This is a genomic window from Nocardia sp. NBC_00565, assembly GCF_036345915.1.
Classification (GTDB): Bacteria; Actinomycetota; Actinomycetes; order Mycobacteriales; family Mycobacteriaceae; genus Nocardia.
Window position 1 is genome coordinate 9594467 of the sequence record NZ_CP107785.1, and the last position, 20063, is coordinate 9614529.

The 20063-nt window shown below is 66.6% G+C and carries 18 protein-coding genes, 1 tRNA gene and 1 pseudogene; 7 read left to right on the top strand and 13 right to left on the bottom strand.

What is annotated here, in order from left to right; genetic code table 11:
- Positions 1 to 162: 162 nt before the first annotated feature.
- Positions 163 to 429 (bottom strand): hypothetical protein, encoded by a 267-nt coding sequence (locus OG874_RS44015; protein ID WP_330252936.1) that lies wholly within the window; start codon positions 427 to 429, stop codon positions 163 to 165.
- Between OG874_RS44015 and OG874_RS44020 the strand changes: the two are divergent.
- Positions 413 to 727 (top strand): annotated as a pseudogene (locus OG874_RS44020) (aromatic-ring hydroxylase C-terminal domain-containing protein); the annotation flags it as partial. The gene OG874_RS44015 and the pseudogene OG874_RS44020 sit on opposite strands and share 17 nt — an antisense overlap.
- A 160-nt stretch (positions 728 to 887) precedes the next feature.
- Here OG874_RS44020 and dmpG read toward each other — a convergent pair.
- From dmpG to OG874_RS44035, 3 genes are read right to left on the bottom strand one after another with little or no spacing between them, the layout of a single operon-like run.
- Positions 888 to 1898 carry a 4-hydroxy-2-oxovalerate aldolase gene (gene dmpG / locus OG874_RS44025; RefSeq protein WP_330252937.1) on the bottom strand — a complete coding sequence of 337 codons (1011 nt, stop codon included), beginning with the start codon at positions 1896 to 1898 and terminating at the stop codon, positions 888 to 890.
- A complete protein-coding gene (locus tag OG874_RS44030; RefSeq protein WP_330252938.1) occupies positions 1895 to 2857 on the bottom strand; it encodes an acetaldehyde dehydrogenase (acetylating) in 963 nt (320 codons plus the stop codon). The genes dmpG and OG874_RS44030 overlap by 4 nt, the downstream gene beginning before the upstream one ends.
- Positions 2858 to 2866: 9 nt before the next feature.
- Positions 2867 to 3673: a 2-keto-4-pentenoate hydratase gene (locus OG874_RS44035; RefSeq protein ID WP_330252939.1), complete on the bottom strand. Its 807-nt coding sequence runs from the start codon at positions 3671 to 3673 to the stop codon at positions 2867 to 2869.
- A 71-nt stretch (positions 3674 to 3744) separates the two neighbouring features.
- On the opposite strand from OG874_RS44035, the gene OG874_RS44040 reads away from it, so the two are divergent.
- Positions 3745 to 4494: an IclR family transcriptional regulator gene (locus OG874_RS44040; protein WP_330252940.1), complete on the top strand. Its 750-nt coding sequence runs from the start codon at positions 3745 to 3747 to the stop codon at positions 4492 to 4494.
- Positions 4495 to 4539: 45 nt separating this feature from the next.
- Here the strand turns inward: OG874_RS44040 and OG874_RS44045 are convergent, their stop codons facing one another.
- From OG874_RS44045 to orn, 3 genes are all read right to left on the bottom strand, one after another.
- The gene (locus OG874_RS44045; RefSeq protein ID WP_330252941.1) at positions 4540 to 4875 is read right to left on the bottom strand and encodes an alpha/beta fold hydrolase; all 336 of its coding nucleotides are present in this window, start codon (positions 4873 to 4875) and stop codon (positions 4540 to 4542) included.
- A 213-nt stretch (positions 4876 to 5088) separates the two neighbouring features.
- Positions 5089 to 5164 (bottom strand) — tRNA-His (locus OG874_RS44050).
- 78 nt (positions 5165 to 5242) lie between these two features.
- The gene (gene orn, locus OG874_RS44055; RefSeq protein WP_330252942.1) at positions 5243 to 5860 is read right to left on the bottom strand and encodes an oligoribonuclease; all 618 of its coding nucleotides are present in this window, start codon (positions 5858 to 5860) and stop codon (positions 5243 to 5245) included.
- Positions 5861 to 6337: 477 nt separating this feature from the next.
- On the opposite strand from orn, the gene OG874_RS44060 reads away from it, so the two are divergent.
- Entirely contained in the window at positions 6338 to 8140 is a 1803-nt protein-coding gene (locus tag OG874_RS44060; protein ID WP_330252943.1) for a helicase HerA-like domain-containing protein, read from the top strand.
- Between the two features lie 137 nt (positions 8141 to 8277).
- Positions 8278 to 9921, top strand: a complete 1644-nt coding sequence (locus OG874_RS44065) for a S8 family peptidase (RefSeq protein WP_330252944.1) — start codon at positions 8278 to 8280, stop codon at positions 9919 to 9921.
- Positions 9922 to 9925: 4 nt separating this feature from the next.
- Here the strand turns inward: OG874_RS44065 and OG874_RS44070 are convergent, their stop codons facing one another.
- On the bottom strand, positions 9926 to 11020 hold the full coding sequence (locus tag OG874_RS44070; protein ID WP_330252945.1) for an FAD-dependent oxidoreductase: 1095 nt from the start codon (positions 11018 to 11020) through the stop codon (positions 9926 to 9928).
- Between the two features lie 53 nt (positions 11021 to 11073).
- Between OG874_RS44070 and OG874_RS44075 the strand changes: the two genes are divergently transcribed.
- Complete coding sequence (locus OG874_RS44075) at positions 11074 to 11517, top strand: MarR family winged helix-turn-helix transcriptional regulator (protein WP_330252946.1); 444 nt, start codon at positions 11074 to 11076, stop codon at positions 11515 to 11517.
- 23 nt (positions 11518 to 11540) lie between these two features.
- On the opposite strand, the gene lysA is transcribed toward OG874_RS44075, so the two are convergent.
- From lysA to OG874_RS44095, 4 genes are all read right to left on the bottom strand, one after another.
- A complete protein-coding gene (gene lysA / locus OG874_RS44080; protein ID WP_330252947.1) occupies positions 11541 to 12884 on the bottom strand; it encodes a diaminopimelate decarboxylase in 1344 nt (447 codons plus the stop codon).
- Positions 12885 to 13123: 239 nt separating this feature from the next.
- Entirely contained in the window at positions 13124 to 13927 is an 804-nt protein-coding gene (gene cmrA / locus OG874_RS44085) for a mycolate reductase (RefSeq protein ID WP_330252948.1), read from the bottom strand.
- A gap of 317 nt (positions 13928 to 14244) precedes the next feature.
- On the bottom strand, positions 14245 to 16275 hold the full coding sequence (locus OG874_RS44090; RefSeq protein ID WP_330252949.1) for an NADPH-dependent 2,4-dienoyl-CoA reductase: 2031 nt from the start codon (positions 16273 to 16275) through the stop codon (positions 14245 to 14247).
- Between the two features lie 51 nt (positions 16276 to 16326).
- Positions 16327 to 16869 (bottom strand): PadR family transcriptional regulator, encoded by a 543-nt coding sequence (locus OG874_RS44095; RefSeq protein WP_330252950.1) that lies wholly within the window; start codon positions 16867 to 16869, stop codon positions 16327 to 16329.
- A gap of 285 nt (positions 16870 to 17154) precedes the next feature.
- Between OG874_RS44095 and OG874_RS44100 the strand changes: the two genes are divergently transcribed.
- Positions 17155 to 18483, top strand: coding sequence for an MFS transporter (locus OG874_RS44100; protein ID WP_330252951.1), 1329 nt, complete (start codon positions 17155 to 17157; stop codon positions 18481 to 18483).
- A gap of 36 nt (positions 18484 to 18519) precedes the next feature.
- Here OG874_RS44100 and OG874_RS44105 read toward each other — a convergent pair whose 3' ends face one another.
- The gene (locus tag OG874_RS44105) at positions 18520 to 19338 is read right to left on the bottom strand and encodes a thioesterase family protein (protein WP_330252952.1); all 819 of its coding nucleotides are present in this window, start codon (positions 19336 to 19338) and stop codon (positions 18520 to 18522) included.
- Between the two features lie 234 nt (positions 19339 to 19572).
- On the opposite strand from OG874_RS44105, the gene OG874_RS44110 reads away from it, so the two are divergent.
- A complete protein-coding gene (locus tag OG874_RS44110) occupies positions 19573 to 20052 on the top strand; it encodes a hypothetical protein (RefSeq protein ID WP_330252953.1) in 480 nt (159 codons plus the stop codon).
- Positions 20053 to 20063 lie beyond the last annotated feature (11 nt).

Here is a 20063-nt window from a genome sequence, read left to right on the forward strand (position 1 = left end):
CGTCCTCGAGGCTGGAAAGCAGTGGGAGTTCCAGTGACGGCACCGACAAGTTCCGTCCCAACCCCGAATCGGCTGGTGAAGAACACTTCCGCGCCGGCTTCCAGGCCCCCGGCGGCGATGGCGACCGTTATGAACTGAGCGCGCGCCGCACACGATGCGGTCCTATTCCCTTTCCCCGCAACGCAATTGCGATGCGAGTGCATCAGCGACCGCGCCGACCGGCTGGTCCACTGGCGGGGGGACGGCAGAGGCAGGATCACAGTCGGGAAAGGCCGAGACAGCGACTTCGCGACGGCGATCCGACTCACCCTGCCGCGCCTGTTCCTGCCGCCGCGCCTCGGCACGTTGCTGCTCGGCACGCTCCCGCAGCCCGCGCAGAAACTCTTCATCTGTCGCCGGATCCTGAGCAACGATCACCGCGATCAGCATCCGCTACGACTTCGGCGAGGGCCCCGACCTGCTCGGCCGGCGGCTGCGCGATATCGACCTGAAACAGGGCCGCCTCTACGACCGACTACGTCGGGGCCGCGGCCTGGTACTCGACCGCACCGAACGTCTGACCGTCGAGGGCTGGTCGGACCGAGTCGACCTCATCGCGGATCCCACTGCGGCACTGGATGTTCCGGCCATCCTGCTACGCCCCGACGGCCACGTCGCCTGGATCGGCGAGAACCAGCAGGACCTGAACGACCACCTCACCCGCTGGTTCGGCAAGCCCGCCAACTGATTTCAACTGAGCAACCGAAAGTGAAGGCGAACACGCCTGTCTCGGGCCGAGATCATGGCTGGTTCGTGTGGTCATCCCGCATATTCGTGGCGAGAATGGCGAGCAGGTCTGCCCGGCCCCGCTGGGGCCTGCGGATGTCGAACGAGCACCGAACGCCGCCCTATCGGCCGGAGGCGAGGGTGAGGGCGATGTCGACGATCATGTCCTCCTGCCCGCCGACCAGACGCCGCTGGCCGCACACCATCAGGATGTCGCGCACGTCGACGTCGTACCGCTGTGAAGCGACCTCCGCGTGCCGCAGGAAGCTGGAGTACACGCCCGCGTAGCCCAGCGTGAGGGTCTCGCGGTCGACTCGGACGGGCCGGTCCTGCAGCGGCCGGACGATGTCGTCCGCCGCGTCCTGCAGCATGAACACATCGCAGTTGTGCTCGAAATCCGACAGGTTCGCGACCGCGACGAACGCCTCGATCGGGCAGTTCCCGGCGCCCGCGCCGTGTCCGGCCAGTGAGGCATCGACGCGGTAGACACCGTTCTCGACCGCGACCACGGAGTTGGCGACCGACAGCGAGAGGTTCTCGTGGGCATGGATGCCGATCTCGGTGGCCGGATCGAGGACATCGCGATACGCGCGCACCCGGGCGGTCACGTCGTTCATCGTCAGCCGTCCGCCGGAGTCGGTGACGTAGACGCAGTGTGCGCCGTAGGACTCCATCAGCTTGGCTTGCCGGGCGAGCTGCTCGGGCTCGGCCATGTGCGACAGCATCAGAAAGCCGGAGACATCCATGCCCAGTTCGCGGGCCGCCGCGATGTGCTGGGCGGAGATGTCGGCCTCGGTGCAGTGAGTGGCCACGCGCACCGAGCGGACGCCGAGGTCGTAGGCGTGCTCGAGCTCGTGAATGGTGCCTACGCCCGGCAGCATCAGGGTGGTCAGGCGAGCTTTGTCGATGACCGAGGCGGCGGCCTCGATCCATTCCCAGTCGGTATGCGAACCGGGGCCGTAGTTGAGCGAGCCGCCTGCGAGGCCGTCACCGTGGGCGACCTCGATCGCGTCGACTCCGGCCTCCTCCAGCGCCGCGACGATGCGCTTGACGTCGTCCGGCGTGATGCGGTGCCGGACAGCGTGCATTCCATCCCGCAGGGTCACGTCCTGCAGGAAGATCGGGGTACTCACTTCGAGATCTCCTTCGCGGCGGCGATCTTCTCGGCCATCTGTACGGCGGCCGAGGTCATGATGTCGAGGTTTCCGGCGTAAGCGGGCAGGTACATGCCCGCGCCCTGGACCTCGAGGAATACCGAAACCTGGTGCGTCGGCCGCCCGCTCGAGTCGTCGGCCAGCAGCGTCTCGACCGGCTGATCCGCCGGAATCTCGCTGATCTGCACGTCATGGACCATCCGGTAGCCTGGGACGTAGCCGGCCACCTCGGCTACCATCTTCTGGACCGATTCGGAGATCTGCGTCTTCGCGGCCTCACCGCCCGTGCCTTCCGGAAGACTCACCAGGGTGAAGACGGTGTCGCGCATCATCAGCGGCGGTTCGGCCGGGTTCAGGATGATGATCGCCTTGCCGCGCTGCGCGCCGCCGACCTTCTCGATGGCCGCCGAGGTGGTCTCGGTGAACTCGTCGATGTTCGCCCGCGTGCCGGGACCGGCCGACTTGCTGGCGATCGAGGCGACGATCTCGGCGTATGCCACCGGGACGACACGGCTGATCGCGGCCACCACCGGGATCGTGGCCTGGCCGCCGCAGGTGACCATGTTGACGTTCGGGGCGTCGATGTGCTCATCGAGGTTGACCGCCGGGACGACGTAGGGCCCGATCGCGGCCGGGGTCAGGTCGATCATCCGGATGCCACGCGGACGCAGCTTCTCGTCGTTGTATTTGTGTGCACCGGCCGACGTGGCGTCGAAGACGATGCCGATCTCGTCGATCTGCGGCGACTTCACCAGCCCGTCCACGCCTTCGGCGGTGGTCTCGAACCCGAAGCGACCGGCGCGGGCAAGGCCGTCGGAGTCCGGGTCTATGCCGACCATGACCCCCATTTCGAGGTGCCGGGCATTGCGCATGATCTTGATCATCAAGTCGGTACCGATGTTGCCCGACCCGATGATGGCGACTTTGGTCTTGGTCATCGTGATTCCTTACTCGGAGAAGGCGAACGACACCGAGCCGAGGCCGGTGACGGAGGCGTGGACGGCGGCACCCGGCCGCACCGGGCGCATCGGGCCGAGGGCCCCCGAGAGGATGACCTGGCCGGCGCGCAGCGGAGCGCCGAATTCGCGGGCCTGCCGGGCCAGCCAGACGACGGCGTTGATCGGGTCACCGAGGCAGGCGGCGCCGCTGCCGGTGGAAACGGTCTCGCTGTCGATCGCCATCGTCATCTCAGCCGCGACCGGGTCGAACGCCGTGAGCGGAACCTGCCGTGTGCCGAGCACGAAGCCACCGGCCGAGGCGTTGTCGGCGACCGTGTCCCCGAAGCTGATGTCCCAGTCGGCCACCCGGCTGCCGCAGATCTCGATGGCCGCCACCGCGTAGTCGATCGCCCTGCGCACCTGCTCGTCGTCCAGCGGTCCGTGGGCCAGGTCGGCCCTCAGTACGAAGGCGATCTCCGCCTCGATTCGCGGCTGCAGCACCGCGTCCGCCGGCACGATCGCGCCGGCACCGTATTCCATGTCGTCGAACAAGACACCGAAGTCGGGCCGGTCGACGCCGAGCTGCTGCTGCACGGCCGGGGAGGTGAGACCGATCTTCCGGCCGACGACCGTGGCACCGGCCTCGATCCGGCTCGTGGTGAGCTGCTGCTGCACGGCGTAGGCCGCCTTGATGTCGTCACGGCCGATCAGGTCGCGCACGGGAGCGACCGGCTTGCCGGTGGCGAGGGCTTCGCGGAGCCGGTCGGCGGCGGCGGTGATGCTGTCGGCGTCGACCGGGGAGTGGTTGTCGAGCATGTCGTCCAATCTCCGGTATCCGGCTGGGGGAACGCCACGACGGCGTTCCACTGAGCGATACGCTCTTAGCTGTGCAGGATCACGACACCGTCTTGGGCAAAGCGTTGGCGATCCTGCGCGCGTTCGGTCCGGCCGATTCGGTGCTGCCGCTGGCCGAGCTGGTGCGGCGCACCGACCTGACCAAGGGCAGCGTGCACCGGGTGGCCGGCGACCTGGTCCACTATCGACTGCTGGACAAGACCGACCGGGGCTACCGGCTGTCGGGCGGCCTGTTCGAACTCGGCCTTCGGGCGGCCGTCGAGCGCACGCTGCTGGAAACGGCCATGCCGTTCCTGCAGGATCTCTACGAGCGCACCCACGAAACGGTGCACCTCGGAGTGCGGGAGGGACACGAGGTCGTCTACCTCGCGAAGATCGGCGGGCATCGACAGGCGAAGGCGCCCTCGCGTACCGGGGGGCGAATGCCGATGCACTGCACCGCGATCGGCAAGGTGCTGCTGTCCCATGCCGGGGAGAAAGAGCAGGTCGCCGTACTGAGCGGCCCTCTCGAGCGCCGCACGCCGCACACCATCGTCGCACCGGGCATCCTGCGCGCACAGCTGTCGAAGGCGGTCGAGACCGGAGTCGCTTACGAATGGGAGGAGTCGGCGCTCGGCCTGGTCTGCGTGGCCGCGCCGGTCCTGCGACCCGACGAGAGCAGGGTGGTGGCCGCGATCAGCCTGGCCGGCCCCACCACACGCTTCCGGCCCGAATCCCATGCCAACGCCGTTCGGGCTGCCGCGGCAGCGCTGGGCTCCACACTGGCGCGCCGCGGTGGATAACACCGGTCACCGCCTTGGGGGCGAGGGCCCGATCACTCCGGGGCTCTATCGGCGCACGTCGTCGCGGGTGGCCAGCGCCAGCCGGGTCCTCGCGATCTCCTCCAGCTTGCCTGCGAAGAGATCGGTGTCGTCGACGAACCGGGTGAGAAGGTCGGCCATCGCCGCGGGCGACGGGTCCTGATAGAAGGTGATCAACTGCATCAGGTCCTCGCTCGGCGGGATCGGCGCCCCACCGCTGCCCATGAGGATCATCTTGTCGATTCGGTCGGCGGCGATCTGGGAGACCCGAAGTGTGATCATGCCGCCCATCGAATTACCGACGAAGTGCGCCTTTTCGACACCGAAAGTATCGAGGAGCGCGAGCAGGCACCGGGCGCTCACTTCGCGGCCATTATGGTGGCTGGTTGCCCGCAGTGGTTCGGCGTCGGTGGCAGCCGCTACGTTGCCTGTCTGGTCGCTCGGGTAACGATTGCTGCCCCAGATGGCTGGTCCCGGTCTTCCGAATACCGGTGGACGATGTCGTAGACAGTGAAGAATCTGCTGGTCATAGTGCGCGAACCGCCCCCGAGGGGACGGTTCGCGCACCGCGACATTTGGGGTGGCTGACGGGACTCGAACCCGCGACACCCAGGATCACAACCTGGTGCTCTACCAGCTGAACTACAGCCACCATGCTGGTTATGCACCAGCGCCGTAGATATTAGCGTGTCAACCCTGTCAGTCCCTAATCGGTTTCTGACGTGCCGTTTTATTCGGGCGCCTCGGTGGTGCCGCTCAGTTCGTTGGCTACGGCGGCGATCTCCGCGGTCGAGGGGCCGGGTGTGGCGACGAAGGCGGTGCGCCGGTAGTACTCCAACTCGCGGATGGATTCCTTGATATCGGCCAGCGCGCGATGGGTGAGGCCCTTCTCGGGCTGGCCGAAGTAGATGCGGGGGTACCAGCGGCGGCACAGCTCCTTGATGGAGCTCACGTCGATCATCCGGTAGTGCAGATGCGAATCCAATGCGGGCATATCCCGGGCGATGAAGCCGCGGTCGGTCGCGATCGAATTGCCGGCCAGCGGGACCGTGCCCGCGGTCGGCGCGTATTCGCGGATGTAGTCGAGGACCTGCTTTTCGGCCTCGGCGAGGGTGACGGTGGAGCGGCGCACCTCATCGGTGAGGCCGGAGCGCGCGTGCATATCGGCGACCACCTGCGGCATGGCGGCTAGGGCCTCGTCATCGGCGTGGATGACGATATCCACGCCCTCACCGAGAATGTTGAGGTCGCTATCGGTCACGAGCGCGGCCACCTCGATCAGCTTGTCGCTGTCCAAGCGCAGGCCGGTCATCTCACAATCCATCCACACCACGTACTTGTCGCTCACTGGAGACACAGTAGCCGTGGTCGTGACCGACCGGGCTCACCTTGCCGCGTTGTCGCAGCGCATTCGTGTATCAAGCGCCAAATTTGACACCACATATTTGTCGGACACTTAGTTGTGTTCATTGGCGATGCCTTCGGCATCGCGTGTTCGCGGCCCCCCGCTGTCTCGCCGACTCTTTCGAGCGACCTGCAAGCAGTCGCTAGCGGCCGAGTGGCCGAGACTCGCGACTGCGTCGCATGCGCTTCGGCCACTCGGCTGCGAGACGGGCCGTGAACGGGCGCATGCTCGCTCTCGCTTCGCTCGAAACCGGTAGTTGTGCCGGTGCTGATGGCGTAGGAGCGCATGTCGCCAATGGATTGAGCCGGATCAGCGGGCGCAGCGGCGATAGAGTTTGCGGGAGATCGGCGTAGGCGTTTTCGGCACGACAGCTAACACTGCGAGAGCAGTTCAGAGTCAGACCCAGACGGAGGACGCGCGATGACGACCCCCCAGGAGAAGGCGGCTGCGGCAAGGAAGGCCGCTGAGGAGGCGGCGCGGGTCGCTGCCGAGGCCGCCGCCGCAGCGGCGGCCGCCGAGCGCGAGTTGGCTGAACAGGAGGCCGCCGCCGCGTCCGCCGATCCGAATGCCGCGAATGCGGTGGCGCAGGCCGAGGCGGCGCAATCGCGGGCGGTCGCGACGGCCGAGACCGCGTCCGCCAGCGCCGCTGCGGCGGAGACCGCGAAGGCGGCGGCGAACGAAACCACGAAGGTTGCGGACCGATCGGTGGCTCAGCAGATCGCGGCCGGGTATGCCTTCGACGGGGTCGCGCTGGAGCTGGGCACCGTTGTCGTCGACGGGGCCGTGGATTCGACTGCGCGCGTGCGGATTCCGATGCGCACCATGAACCGGCACGGTCTGGTCGCCGGTGCGACCGGTACCGGTAAGACGAAGACGCTGCAGGGCATCGCCGAACAACTCTCGCGGGCCGGGGTGCCGGTCGTGCTCGCCGATATCAAGGGCGACCTGTCGGGACTCTCGCAGCCGGGGCAGGCGAACGAGAAGCTGAGTGCCCGGGCGGCCGAGACCGGTGCGGCGGAGTGGGCGCCGACCGGTTATCCGACCGAATTCGTCTCGCTCGGCACCGGCGGGGTCGGAGTGCCGATCCGTGCCACCATCACCGCGTTCGGGCCGGTCTTGCTCAGTAAGGTGTTGGGGCTCAACGAGACTCAGGAATCTACGCTCGGTCTGATCTTCCACTGGGCGGACAAGGCGGGCCTGGGCCTGCTGGATCTGAAGGATCTGCGGGCGGTCATCACCCACCTCACCAGCCCCGAGGGGAAGGAAGACCTCAAGGGTATCGGCGGGGTTTCGGCGGCGACGGCCGGTGTCATCCTGCGCGCGCTGGTGAATCTCGAGGCCGACGGCGGCGATACGTTCTTCGGTGAGCCGGAACTGGATCCGGCGGATCTGCTGCGCACCGCGGGCGGTCAGGGCGTGATCACGCTGTTCGAGCTCGGTGCGCAGGCGGCGCGGCCGGTGATGTTCTCCACCTTCCTGATGTGGGTGCTCGCCGATCTGTTCCAGACCCTGCCCGAGGTCGGCGATATCGAAAAGCCCAAGCTGGTCTTCATTTTCGATGAGGCGCACCTGTTGTTCGCGGACGCGTCGAAGGCCTTCCTCGAGCAGGTGGAGCAGACCGTCAAGCTGATCCGGTCCAAGGGTGTCGGCGTATTCTTTTGCACCCAGCTGCCCACCGATATCCCGAATCCGGTGCTCTCCCAACTGGGTGCGCGTATCCAGCACGCCCTGCGCGCCTTCACTCCCGACGATCAGAAGGCACTGTCCAAAACGGTGCGCACCTACCCGAAGACCGGCGCCTACGATCTGGAGAAAGCGCTGACCTCGCTGGGCACCGGCGAGGCGATCGTGACCGTGCTCTCGGAGCAGGGCGCGCCAACTCCCGTGGCGTGGACCAGGATTCAGCCGCCGCGCTCGCTGATGGACACCATCGGCAATGAGCAGATCAAGTCGCGGGCACTGTCCAGCGCGCTATACCCCAAGTACGGTCAGACCATCGACCGCGAGTCGGCCTATGAGATCCTGGCCGCGAAAGTCGCTGCGGCGCAACCGGAAACGGAGTCGACTCCGGCGCCCGGCCGTTCCTCGAAGGCCGCGCCGGAAGATGAGTCCGCCGCCGAGCGCATCATGAAGAATCCGGCGGTGAAGAGCTTCCTGCGTTCGGCCGCCACGGCTGCCGGTCGCGAGATCAGCCGCAGCATCTTCGGCACGCGCAAGCGCTGATCATAAGTGGAATCCGAATCCGGCGAAGCCCGAGCTAGCGGGTTCCGGTCATTTTCGAGTAGTCGGTACTCGGTACATCATCGCAGGTCAGCGCTATGTTCGCGGTGGTGTTCGGCGGTAATGAGTAAGGAGTCGTAATGCCTACCGCAAACTTCGGGACCAAGGACGATCCCGGTTTCGAATTGGAACAGAGCGCGGATCTGATCGCGGTCCGAACACAGGACCGACGCCCGGTCCCACGCGTGACCGGGTCGGTTCGCACCCCGCTGAGCGGCGAACTGGATGACGCGGCCCTCGTGGTCTCCTATCCCGAGGCGGGCGTGCAGGTGTACCGGGTGCCGCCCGGTTCGCGGTCGGTCGTCGCGCGCAAGACGGTGCTGGCCGCCGCGCCGGAAGTGCGTTTCGCCGGTCACGTACTCGTGGATCCGATGACCGACGAGCCCGTGCTGTACACCGAGAACATCTTCGTGAAGTTCGCCGACGACGCGACGCCCGAGCAATGCCGAGCGGTGCTCGAGGACGCCGGTCTGCGGATCAAGGAGACGGTGACCTACGCCGCCAACGCGTACTTCACCGCCGCCGCCGAAGGGACCGGACAGCAGGTGTTCGATATCGCGAACGGGCTGCTGAGCCGCGAGGACGTCGTGTACTGCCATCCCGAGCTGATCCGGCGGCGTGCGCGCAAGACGATCTTCGCGCAGCAGTGGCATCTGAAGCCGACCACCATCGGCGGCGTCGCGGTCAACGCGCATGCGAATGTGGAAGCGGCCCATGGGATTACGCGTGGTGCGGGAGTGACGATCGCGGTGATCGACGATGGCGTCGATATCGATCACCCCGAATTCGCGGGCGCCGGTAAGGTGGTCGCGCCGCGCGATGCGACCCTGCAGACCAACGATCCGCGCCCGCGGGACTCCGCCGGTACCGGACCCGAGAATGGTGACAATCATGGCACCGCATGCGCGGGCGTGGCCTGCGCCAATGGCACGCTCGGGGCCTCCGGAGTGGCGCCCGAGGCCAAGTTGATGCCGATCCGGCTCGCCTCCGAACTCGGTTCACAAGCCGAGGCGCGCGCCTTCCAGTGGGCCGCCGACCATGGCGCCGATGTCATCTCGTGCAGTTGGGGTCCGGCCGACGGCGTCTGGTTCCGGCCGAACGATCCGGCGCACAATCGGGTGGTACCGCTACCGGCCAGCACCCGATTGGCGATCGAGCACGTGGTGACCAGCGGTCGCAACGGCCGTGGGTGCGTCGTGCTCTTCGCGGCGGGCAACGGGAACGAGTCCGTCGATAACGACGGCTACGCGAGTTTCGCCAAGGTGGTCGCCGTCGCGGCCTGCAATGACACCGGAAAGCGCAGCGTCTACAGCGATTTCGGCAAGGCCGTGTGGTGCGCGTTCCCGAGCAGCGACTTCGGGCATCCGCCGTTCCACCATCCCGACGCCCTGACGCCGGGCATCTGGACCGTCGATCGTCATGGTGCCGACGGGTACAACACCGGCACCACCACCGCGGGCGACGCCGCCGGAAACTTCACCAATAGCTTCGGCGGCACCTCCAGCGCCTGTCCAGGAGCGGCCGGCGTCGTCGCGCTCATGCTGTCGGTGCACCCGGACCTGCGGTCGAACGAGGTCAAGGACCTGTTGAAACAGTCATGCGACATGATCGATCCGCAGGATGGCGGATACGGTGCGGACGGGCACAGTGCCAAGTACGGCTTCGGCCGCCTCAACGCGCTCACCGCGGTCAAGACGGCGGCGAAACTGCGCGGACCGCAGTGAGTTGTCAGGTGGCGCTGCGGAGGGAGTGTTCCACCATGGCGAAGCCGTAGTCGAGCATTTCGGTTTCGTAGGCGCTGACCGCGTCGCGTAGGGAACCGGTCCGCTCGGTGATGCGGCGGCAGAGCAGTGCGGCGTCGCGCAGTGCGGTCGCGGCGCTGCTACCTACCGGGACCATCGTGTGGATGGCGTCGCCCACCAGCGTGACGGGACCGGTTTCCCAGTGCGGCAATGGTTTTGCCGTCCGGATCGTGGTGTTGTGCACGGATTCGGGGTCGGCGAGGCCGACGAGTGCGGCGAGATTCGCGGGCCAGCCGCCGCTGAGTTCCGCCGCGATCTTGCGTAGCCCTTCCTTGTCCAGGGTGGACAGCTCGACCGGAACCAGGGTGGTCGGCACGCCGACCACCCACATCACGTAGTCCTCGCCCACGCCGGAGGCGAATTCGTGGGCCGCCAACGACATGAACCGGCCATCGTCACCGGAGACCACGCTGAACCACTCCAGCGCCGCGTCCGGTGTCAGTGCGCGGACTTCGTTCGTCAGTAATGTCTTGCCATAGATCTCCGACAGACCGGTCTCCATCACCTCGGCATTCGGCAGCCATTGGGTGCGGATCCGGGAATGGGTGCCATCCGCGGCCACCAGCAGATCCGCGTCGGTGACCGAGCCGTCATCGAAGAACGTTCGGACACGATCGTCGTCCAGCAGTTCGAAGCGCTCGAACGACGCACCGTGGTGCACATCGATCCCGGTGAGCAGGATCTTGCGCAGTGTGAGCCGGTCGACCGTGATGTGTCGCCCGACCTCATCCTCGTCCGCCGTCGGCGGCACGAGTATTTCCTGGACGACGCGCAGCTGCGGGTCGAGGAACCGCACCCCCGTGCCGCGTTTGCCCGCGGTGGCGAGCACCTCGGCATACGACTCCGGCGGTAGGCAGGCGCGCAGCGCGAGGTCGCCCTCCGGGTCGAGATGGATGCGATAACCCTGGCTGTGGTGGCCCGCGGCTTCGCGCTCGTAGAGCTCAACGGTGATTCCGGCTCGGGTCAGGCCCTGGGCCAACAAGGGTCCGGCCAGTCCGGCTCCCACGATGACAATCTTCATGTTTCCAAAACTATCTGAATTAAGACGATCTGTCATCGGATATACTTTGAACCGTGGAGAACACTTCCGAGCGACTCGGCGCCCAGATCGGCGGCCAGCTCTATTTGGCGCACCGCTACGCGCGGGCGGCGGCCAACCGGGCATTGCGCGAACAGCACCTCGAGCTGCGCCATCTCGGGGTGCTCGCTTGCATCGCCGAAGTGGGACCGCTGAACCAGCGCGCCTTGGTCGACCGGCTCCAGCTGGACAAGTCGTCGATGGTCTACATCATCGATGAGCTGGAACGGCAGGGGCTGGCGCAACGGCGCAAGGACGAGCGGGACCGCCGCAGCTACGCCGTGCACATCACGCCGGAGGGCCGCAAGCGGCTCGCCGCGGCCAACAACACCGCCGACGAAGTGGTGACCGATCTGCTCGCGCCGTTCTCGGCGGCCGAACGCCGACAGCTGCACGAGCTGCTCGCGCGGTTCATCGAGCACGCCGCCGGACAAAGCTGAGGCTCGACCGACGGCGCTAAGGATCAGTTGCCGATATCGCGCGCGAGCAGATCGGCGGAGGTTTCGCGGCGTACCAACTGGCGCGCTCGACCGTGGTGCACCGCGATGATCGGCGGGCGACCCACGCTGTTGTAGGACGAGGCGAGGCTGTGGTGGTACGCGCCGGTGCACGGAACCGCGAGCACCTCGCCGGGGCGCAGGTCGGCGGGCAGGCGGACATCGATGGCGAGCACATCGCCCGCCTCGCAGTAGCGACCCGCCACCGTGGCGATCATCTGCGGACCGCACGGATGCCGATTGGCAACGACCACTTCGTAATTCGCGCCGTAGAGCGCGACCCGGGCGTTATCGCCCATGCCGCCGTCGACGGTGACGTAGGTGCGCCCGCCGTCGATGTGCTTGACCGACAACACCCGATACAGCGTCACTCCGGCCCGCGCCACGATGGCGCGGCCGGGTTCCATGGCGATATTCGGGCGCGGGAAGTGGTGTCGCGCGCAGCCCGCGTCCAGGGCGTCGTCGATGATGTCGGCGAGTTCGGTCAGATTCATCTCGGCGTCGCCGTTGCGGTAGGCGACCGCATGCCCGCCGCCCAGGTCGAGGTCGGTGAGGACGCAGCCGTAATCCTGGCGGACGCCGGCCATTTCGCCGATCATTCGGCGGATGGCCTCGCCGTAGTGGTCCGGATCGTAGATCTGCGAGCCGAGGTGGCAGTGGAAGCCGATCAGGTCGAGATTCGGCTGACGCATGATGCGCTCGATCGCCTCGGCGGCCATCGGGCTGCCGAGCGGAAAGCCGAATTTCTGGTCCAGCACACCGGTTTTCACGGCCGGATGCCCGTGCACGTCGATACCGGGAGACAGGCGGAGCAGTACCCGCTGCGGCCGGGTGGCCAGTGCGGAGAGCAGGGTGATCTCGGTCAGCGAGTCGACCACGATCCGGCCGACGCCGCAGCGCAGCGCGGCTTCGAGTTCGTCGCAGGACTTTCCGTTGCCGTGCAAGATGATTCGTGCCGGATCGACACCGGCAGCCAGTGCGATGGCCAGCTCGCCCGCCGAGCAGACATCCACCGAAAGTCCTTCTTGGGTAACCCATTGCGCGACCGCGCGGATCATCAGCGCCTTGCCTGCGTAGATGACCTCGGCCTCGGGGAAGGCCTTGCGGTAGGCGCGGCAGCGGGCGCGGACCTCCTGCTCGTCGAGCACGTAGGTCGCGGTGCCGTACTGGTCGGCGATATCGGCGAGGGCCACCCCGCCGAGGGTGATTCTGCCGTCGCCGTCATAGTGGGTATCCCGCGGCCAGACCGCCGCGTCCAAGCGCGAAGGCATTCCCGACCGCAGCGACGGGAAGATTTCGAGCAGCGTCACGTGGTTCTCCTGGGTGCGCCCCCGCTTTCTCGGAATGCGGGGCCGATTTCAGGACTACGCCGCCTCCTATTGATCATGGGCGATGCTGACGGATCCTTGACGCGCCGGATCCGGTTCCTGACGGGTTGCTGACCGACACCCCGGGCTCCGCACTGGAGGTTGGCTCCGCGCCGATCGATGACTCTGCACCGGCCGCAGCCCCGCGGTCGGTTGCGGGCTATGCGTCAGCGTGTGGTTGGTCAGCCGCCGAGTTTCTTGTAGAACGCGCCCGCGATCGGGGCGGTGAACGAGCGTGGGCCGTATTGGCCTGCGACGCTCATACCCTTGCTGATCAGGCCGGGGACCACGCGCATCTTGTTGCGGGCCAGGGCGTCGATGGAGATCTTGGCGGTGTATTCGGAGGTGACCCACATGAAGTCGGGGACCATGCGGTCGACGATGGAAGCCTCGGTGGGGTCCGGGGTTTCGGTGCGGACCGGGCCGGGGGCGAGCAGCGTGACGTGCACGCCCGAGCCCTTCAGTTCGCCGCGCAGCGATTCGGAGAAGGTGTTGGCGAAGGCTTTGCTCGCCGCGTAGGTCGTGTTGTTCGGGATCGGCATATTGCCCGCCGCCGAACCACTGATCAGGATGCCGCCGCCGCCCCTGGCGATCATCCCGGGCAGCACCGCCAGCGTGAGGTCGTGCACCGCGACCGCATTGAGCTCCATCTGGGCGCGCTCATAGGCCGGATCCAGTTCGGCGACCGCGCCGAAGGTGGCGATACCGGCGTTGTTGCACAGGATCGCGATATTGCGGGCCGACAGCTCCTCGACCAGCGGTCCGCGCGCGTCGCGGTCCGCGAGGTCGACCGCGCGCACCTCGGCGGTGATGCCGTGCGCCAGCGTCAGCCGCTGCGCCAGTTCATCGAGCACCGCACCGCGCCGGGCGACCAGGATCAGCGAGTAGCCGCGAGCGGCGAGTTCGGCGGCCAGCGCGGTGCCGATGCCGGAGGAGGCACCGGTGACGACCGCGCGATTCTCGGAGGTAGGGGAGGGCAGGCTCACCAGTGGAGCCTAAGTGAGGGTGCGTACCCACCCCACACCGGATTGGAGTGCCGTCGCCGGTGGGGCTTTCGATACTGATCACCAATCGGCACCAATGGCCTCAGCACCCCTTCCTGACCGGGATCCGGGCTGTTCAAAATTGTCGCGGACTTCGGCCGCGATGCAGGTCACGTGCATGTATGGTTTGCTGTCGCGCAATCGCGCTCGCCACGAGGTCATTTGGACCCCGGTGCGGGACGTCACCATCGCCCATTTGGCGCTTTCTGAAACAGCCCGGATCCCGCTAGATTCGGCAAGAATGGGCGCCAAGTGCTCCGCTACAGCCGGGCCGCCAGCCGCGTACCTTGGTCGATGGCGCGCTTGGCGTCGAGTTCGGCGGCCAGGTCCGCGCCGCCGATCAGGTAGACATTGGCGCCCGCGGCGCGCAGCGGCTCTTCCAGTTCGCGCACGGATTCCTGGCCTGCGCAGATGATCACGTTGTCGACCGGGATCAGTTGCGGGCGTTGGCGTTTCTCGCCGAAGCTGATGTGCAGGCCGTTGTCGTCGATGCGCTCGTAGTTCACGCCGCCGACGTGCTCGACGCCTTTGGCCTTGAGCGCCGCGCGGTGCACCCAGCCGGAGGTCTTGCCCAGGTCCTTGCCGAACGGGGTCGACTTGCGTTGCAGCAGTACGACTTCGCGGGCGGCCGGGGCGGGCTTGGGCGCGGTGAGCTGGCCGCGGACCTGCTCGTCGGCGGAGTCGATGCCCCATTCCTCCTTCCACTCGTCCAACTTGAGCGTGGGATGTCCTTCAACAGTGAGGAATTCGCTGACGTCGTAGCCGATGCCGCCCGCGCCGATGACGGCGACGCGCTTGCCGACGGGCCGTTCCTCGCGCACCAGTTCGGCATAGGACAGCACCATCGGGTGGTCGATGCCGGGGATATTCGGAATGCGCGGGCGCACACCGGTGGCCAGCACGATCTCGTCGTAGTGTGCCTCGATCAGCTCCGCGGCGGTGACCCGCTTGTTCAGGTGCACGGTCACGCCGGTGACCTCGAGCATCCTGGTGTAGTAGCGGATCGACTCGTTGAACTCTTCCTTGCCCGGAATGCGGCGGGCGATATCGAATTGACCGCCGATTTTGTCGTCGGCCTCGAAAAGGTCGACGCGATGGCCTCTTTCGGCGAGATTGACCGCCGCGGACAGTCCGGCCGGGCCCGCGCCGACCACCGCGACGCGCTTGGTGCGCCGGGTCGGCAGCAGCTTCAGCTCGGTCTCGTGACCGGCGCGCGGGTTCAGCAGGCAGGAGACGGTCTTGTGCTGGAAGGCGTGGTCCAGGCAGGCCTGATTGCAGGCGATGCAGGTGTTGATCTCGTCGACCCGGTTCGCCTCGGCCTTGTTCACCCATTCGGGATCGGTGAGGAAGGGCCGGGCCAGCGAAACCAGTTGCGCGTCACCACGAGTGAGGATTTCCTCGGCGATTTCGGGCATATTGATCCGGTTGGACGCGCAGACCGGAATATCGACCTGTTCGGTGATCTTCGCGGTGAATTCGACGAAGGCCGCGCGCGGCACCGAGGTGACGATGGTCGGCACCCGCGCCTCGTGCCAGCCGATATCGGTATTCAGGATGCTGGCGCCCGCGGCTTCGAGTTCCTTTGCCAGCAAGACGATTTCGTCGAAGGTCTGGCCCTTCTCGACCAGTTCGGCCATGGATAGCCGGAATATGATGATGAAGTTCGGGCCGACCGCGGCGCGGGTGCGGCGCACGATCTCCACCGCTAGTCGGCGGCGGTTCTCCGGCGTGCCACCCCACTTGTCGGTGCGCTTATTGGTGCGCGGCGCCAGGAACTGGTTGATGAAATAGCCCTCACCGCCCATGATTTCGCAGCCGTCATAGCCCGCGAACTGGGCCAGCTTCGCGCAGCGGACGTAGTCATCGATGGTCTGCTCGACACCCTTGGCCGAGAGCTTGCGGGGACGGAAGGGATTGATCGGAGCCTTGATCGAGGATGCCGAGACACTGCCCGGCATATACGAGTAGCGGCCCGCGTGCAGGATCTGGATGGCGATCTTGCCGTCTTCTTTGTGCACGGCGCCGGTGATCACCCGGTGCCGGTAGGCCTCGGTCTTATTGGTGAGCTTGGCGCCGAACGGCAGCAGCCAGCCGGTGCGGTTCGGGGCGTAGCCGCCGGTGATGATGAGGCCGACACCGCCGCGGGCGCGTTCGGCGAAGTAGGCGGCCAGGCGGTTGGTATCCCAGGCGCGATCCTCCAGGCCGGTATGCATCGATCCCATGATCACGCGATTGCGCAGTGTGGTGAAGCCGAGGTCGAGGGGCTCGAAAAGATGGGGGAACGAACTCATCGCTGAGTCTCACCTTTCTTCGGGTCCGCGTGCGGGGCTGTGCACGGGTTTTCAGGGCTTATGCGGTTGCAGGGCTTGCAGGACTTCGTCGCACCATTCGACGAATCCGGACTCCGCACGGATACCCGCGCGCAGGACGAGGTACTGGTGCAGCGGGGTGCCGGAGAGCTGATCCGGTGCCGGGAAGTCACGTTTCTCGATGAGGCGGAACAACTCGAGGCGCTGGTTGTGCTGGTCGCGATGGCGGACGACCTCGACGCAGAGCGCGCCGATATCGCCGTGCGCGGCGGCGCGGATCTTCACGCCGAGTTCGTTGCGCGGCATCTCGGTATCGGTCGGCGCGGCGATCCAGCGGGCCAGTTCGGTGCGACCCGCCTCGTTCACCGAATAGACCTTCTTATCCGGCCTGCCCTCCTGGACGACGGCCTCGCTGCTCAGCCAGCCGGATTCCTCCATGCGCTTGAGTACCCGGTAGATCTGCTGGTGGGTGGCGCGCCAGAAGAAGCCGATGGACTTGTCGAAGCGGCGCGCCAGCTCATAACCCGAACCAGCGCGCTCGGTCAGCGATACCAGCAGCGCATGCTCGAGTGCCATGGCGCAAGGTTATCGTTACACCCAGTACTATGCAACTCAGTGCATAGCGTTCCGAGGCGAAACCGCGCTGGCGCGCGGTCTTCGCTCCGGCCCACCGACGTCGGAATGCGTTGGCCCGGCAGCCCTGTATGCCGACGTGGTTGGGTTGTGTCGCCCGTGCCGGCGCGCGCATCCGCCCGGCCTGCGGGCGTTGAGCGGTCGGCCAACGTAGTCGTGCCGCCCAAAGACGTGGGCGGCGTCGAGTGTTGGGCCGCCCAGCGGCGCGATCGCGATTAGGCTGCGCGCATGACCGAGGTAGACGCGCGGGCGACTGTCGGGCAGGCGGCCGGGCGTGGGCAAGTGGTGGCGTGGGGGTTGTGGGATTGGGGGTCCTCGGCGTTCAACGCCGTGATCCTGACCTTCGTCTTCTCGGTGTACCTGACCGATAAGGTCGGTGACGATCTGCCGGGCGGGGTGTCGCCGAGCGCGTGGCTGGGGTGGGCGCTCGGTTTCGCGGGGTTCGTGGTGGCGCTCACCGCGCCGGTCAGCGGGCAGCGCTTCGACGCGAGCGCGAAACGCAAACGCTCCCTTGGGGTTTTGACCGCGCTGACCATCCTGTCGATGACGCTGATGTTCTTCGTCCACGACAACTATCACGACTTCTGGATGGGTCTGGTACTGCTCGGCTTCGGCTCGGCGTTCTTCGAACTCGCGGGTGTGCCGTACAACGCGATGCTGCGCCAGGTCTCCACCCCGGCCGATGTCGGGCGGGTCTCCGGATTCGGCTGGGCCATGGGCTATTTCGGCGGCATCTTCATCCTGCTGATCAGCTATTTCGGTTTCATCTCCGGCCACGGCGACAACCGCGGCCTATTCGGTGTGCCCGTCGATGATGGGACCAACATCAGGTTGGTCGCCATGCTGGCCGCCGTGTGGTTCGCGGCTTTCTCGCTCCCGGTGTTGTTCGCCGTACCCGAATTGCCACGCACCAACGCCGATCCCGGTGCGGAAAAGGCGGGTTTCTTCGGCTCGTACCGGGTGCTGTGGCGGGATCTGCGCGAACTCTGGGTCGTCGATCGCCGCACCGTCGCCTTCCTGATCGCCAGCGCGATATTCCGCGACGGTCTGGCCGGGGTGTTCACCTTCGGCGCGATCCTGGCGGTGCGGGTCTACGGCATCGCCGACTCCGATGTGCTGCTGTTCGGTATCGCCGCGAATGTCGTGGCGGCGCTCGGCGCGGTCACCGCGGGCCGCTTCGACGATCGCGTCGGCCCGAAGATCGTGATCGTCATATCCCTGGTTGCCATGGTGATCTGCGGCATCGCGCTACTGGTCGTCTCGGGTCCGGTGATGTTCTGGATCTTCGGTCTACTCCTGACCATCTTCGTCGGCCCCGCCCAATCCGCCGCCCGATCCTTCCTCACCCGCCTGGCACCACCCGGTCGTGAAGGCCAGATGTTCGGCCTCTATACCACCACCGGCCGCGCCGTATCTTTCCTCGCCCCAGCCCTTTTCGGCTTCTTCGTCTGGGCTTTCGACAGCGACCGCGCCGGCATCATCGGCATCGTGGTCGTCCTGGCCATCGGCCTCGCTGCCTTACTTCCCGTCCGTGGGCCGGATCGTGCCGTGCTCTAACTACTTGTCGGTACCGAGCGGTCATGCTCGCTGTCGTCAGCGTGTGCCGAGCAGCAGCGTCTGGGTGCTGCGCCCGATCGGGCCCTTCTCATCGAATAAGCGGGATTCGGTCAGGCCGATGCCGCTGCGTTCCGGATAGGTGACCGCGTCCAGGCACACCCATTCGCCGACCGGCTCGCGATGCAGGGTGACCGTGAGATCGGTGTTGATGAAGAAGTATCGGCCCCATGGCAGGACGGAGCTGACGCCGTTGCCGAAGTCGGCGGCGGCGAGGGTCCGCTCCAGCGGGCTGGGCGAGGTGCCGGCCACGATCGGATAGCGCAGGCGAATCCAGCACACGGCCGGGCCCGGGTTCCGGAAAGCGCCTGAGACGAAACGGTATTCGACGCCGGTGTGGAATCCGACCGGCTGATCGCTCGGGAAGCTGTGATCCGGGCTCTGCGGCACCGTGTCCGGACCGGGCTGGATACCGGTCGGCAGCACTTCGGCCGGCACGTCCAGTTCCGGCTCGGCCTGCCGCAGCCGCCAGGCGCTGGCCTTCAGCGCCGGTCCCTGGTCGGAACTCAGCGTGGCCTCGATCAGTTCGACACTGCGCCCGGGCTGGGTGACTCGTGCCGCGGCCCGGATGACTCGCGCCTCGGCCCGCAGCGGTGCGATCGGCACCGGCCCGAGAATCTCCACCGCCACCCGTGCGACCCGGCACTCCGGTTCCGGTCGGCACCGCTCGATCACATGCCCCAGCAGCGCCGACGGCGGCCCGGCGTGCTGAGCGTCCGGCGACCATGGCCCCCGAGTGAATTCGGTGGAATGGAACAGATCCGGATCCGAGGAGTCGGGCACGTAGAAGCCATCCATAGTGTCTGGAGCCTAGGCGGCGTTCAAGAATTCGGTGTTCTGGCGAGGGGGATGGCTACCTGGATGGTGGCTTCGTAGCGGACGGCGAGCAGCCCGCGAGCCTGGCCGTTCAGCCGTCGAGGCGCCGGTCGAAACGCCACCTGGCGCCTGAATGCACCGCCGACGCGCATGAGGCCTCTTGCGAGGGCCGTGGCGGTAATGGCGAGAGGTACTTGTCTATGAGACAGTGCCGTCGTGGCCAATCCTCAGCACCTGACCAATCCCGAGGCGCTGTACCAAGCTGTGGCGGAACGGCGTCTTCAATACGAGAACCTGCTCTGGCAGGTGCCCGCCGTCAGTCTGACCGCCCAAGCTTTCTTGTTCAGCGTCGCGCTGACCCAGGACATCGACTCTTTTCCGCAGATTCTGGCCGGTTTGCTCGCGATGACCGTGTCGGTCATCTCGATCATGCTCATGGCTAGCCATAGACGAGCCGAAAGCCGGGATGCTCAATGGCTGGAGCGCTTTGAGCAGCAGGAACTGGGCGCGGGCGCTTGGGGTGCACACGGCGCAGCATTCCGGTCGCAGAAAATCGCGGATCCCGACGCCGGCTGGTTTGCCAACCTGATAAACCTCAGGCTCATGTTCCAGGTGTGGGTCGTCGGTCTCGGAATGTTCGGCCTCGTAGCCATCTTGATGATCGTGAAGACCGTGATAATTATCGCCGTCTCCTGACTCGGGGCCAA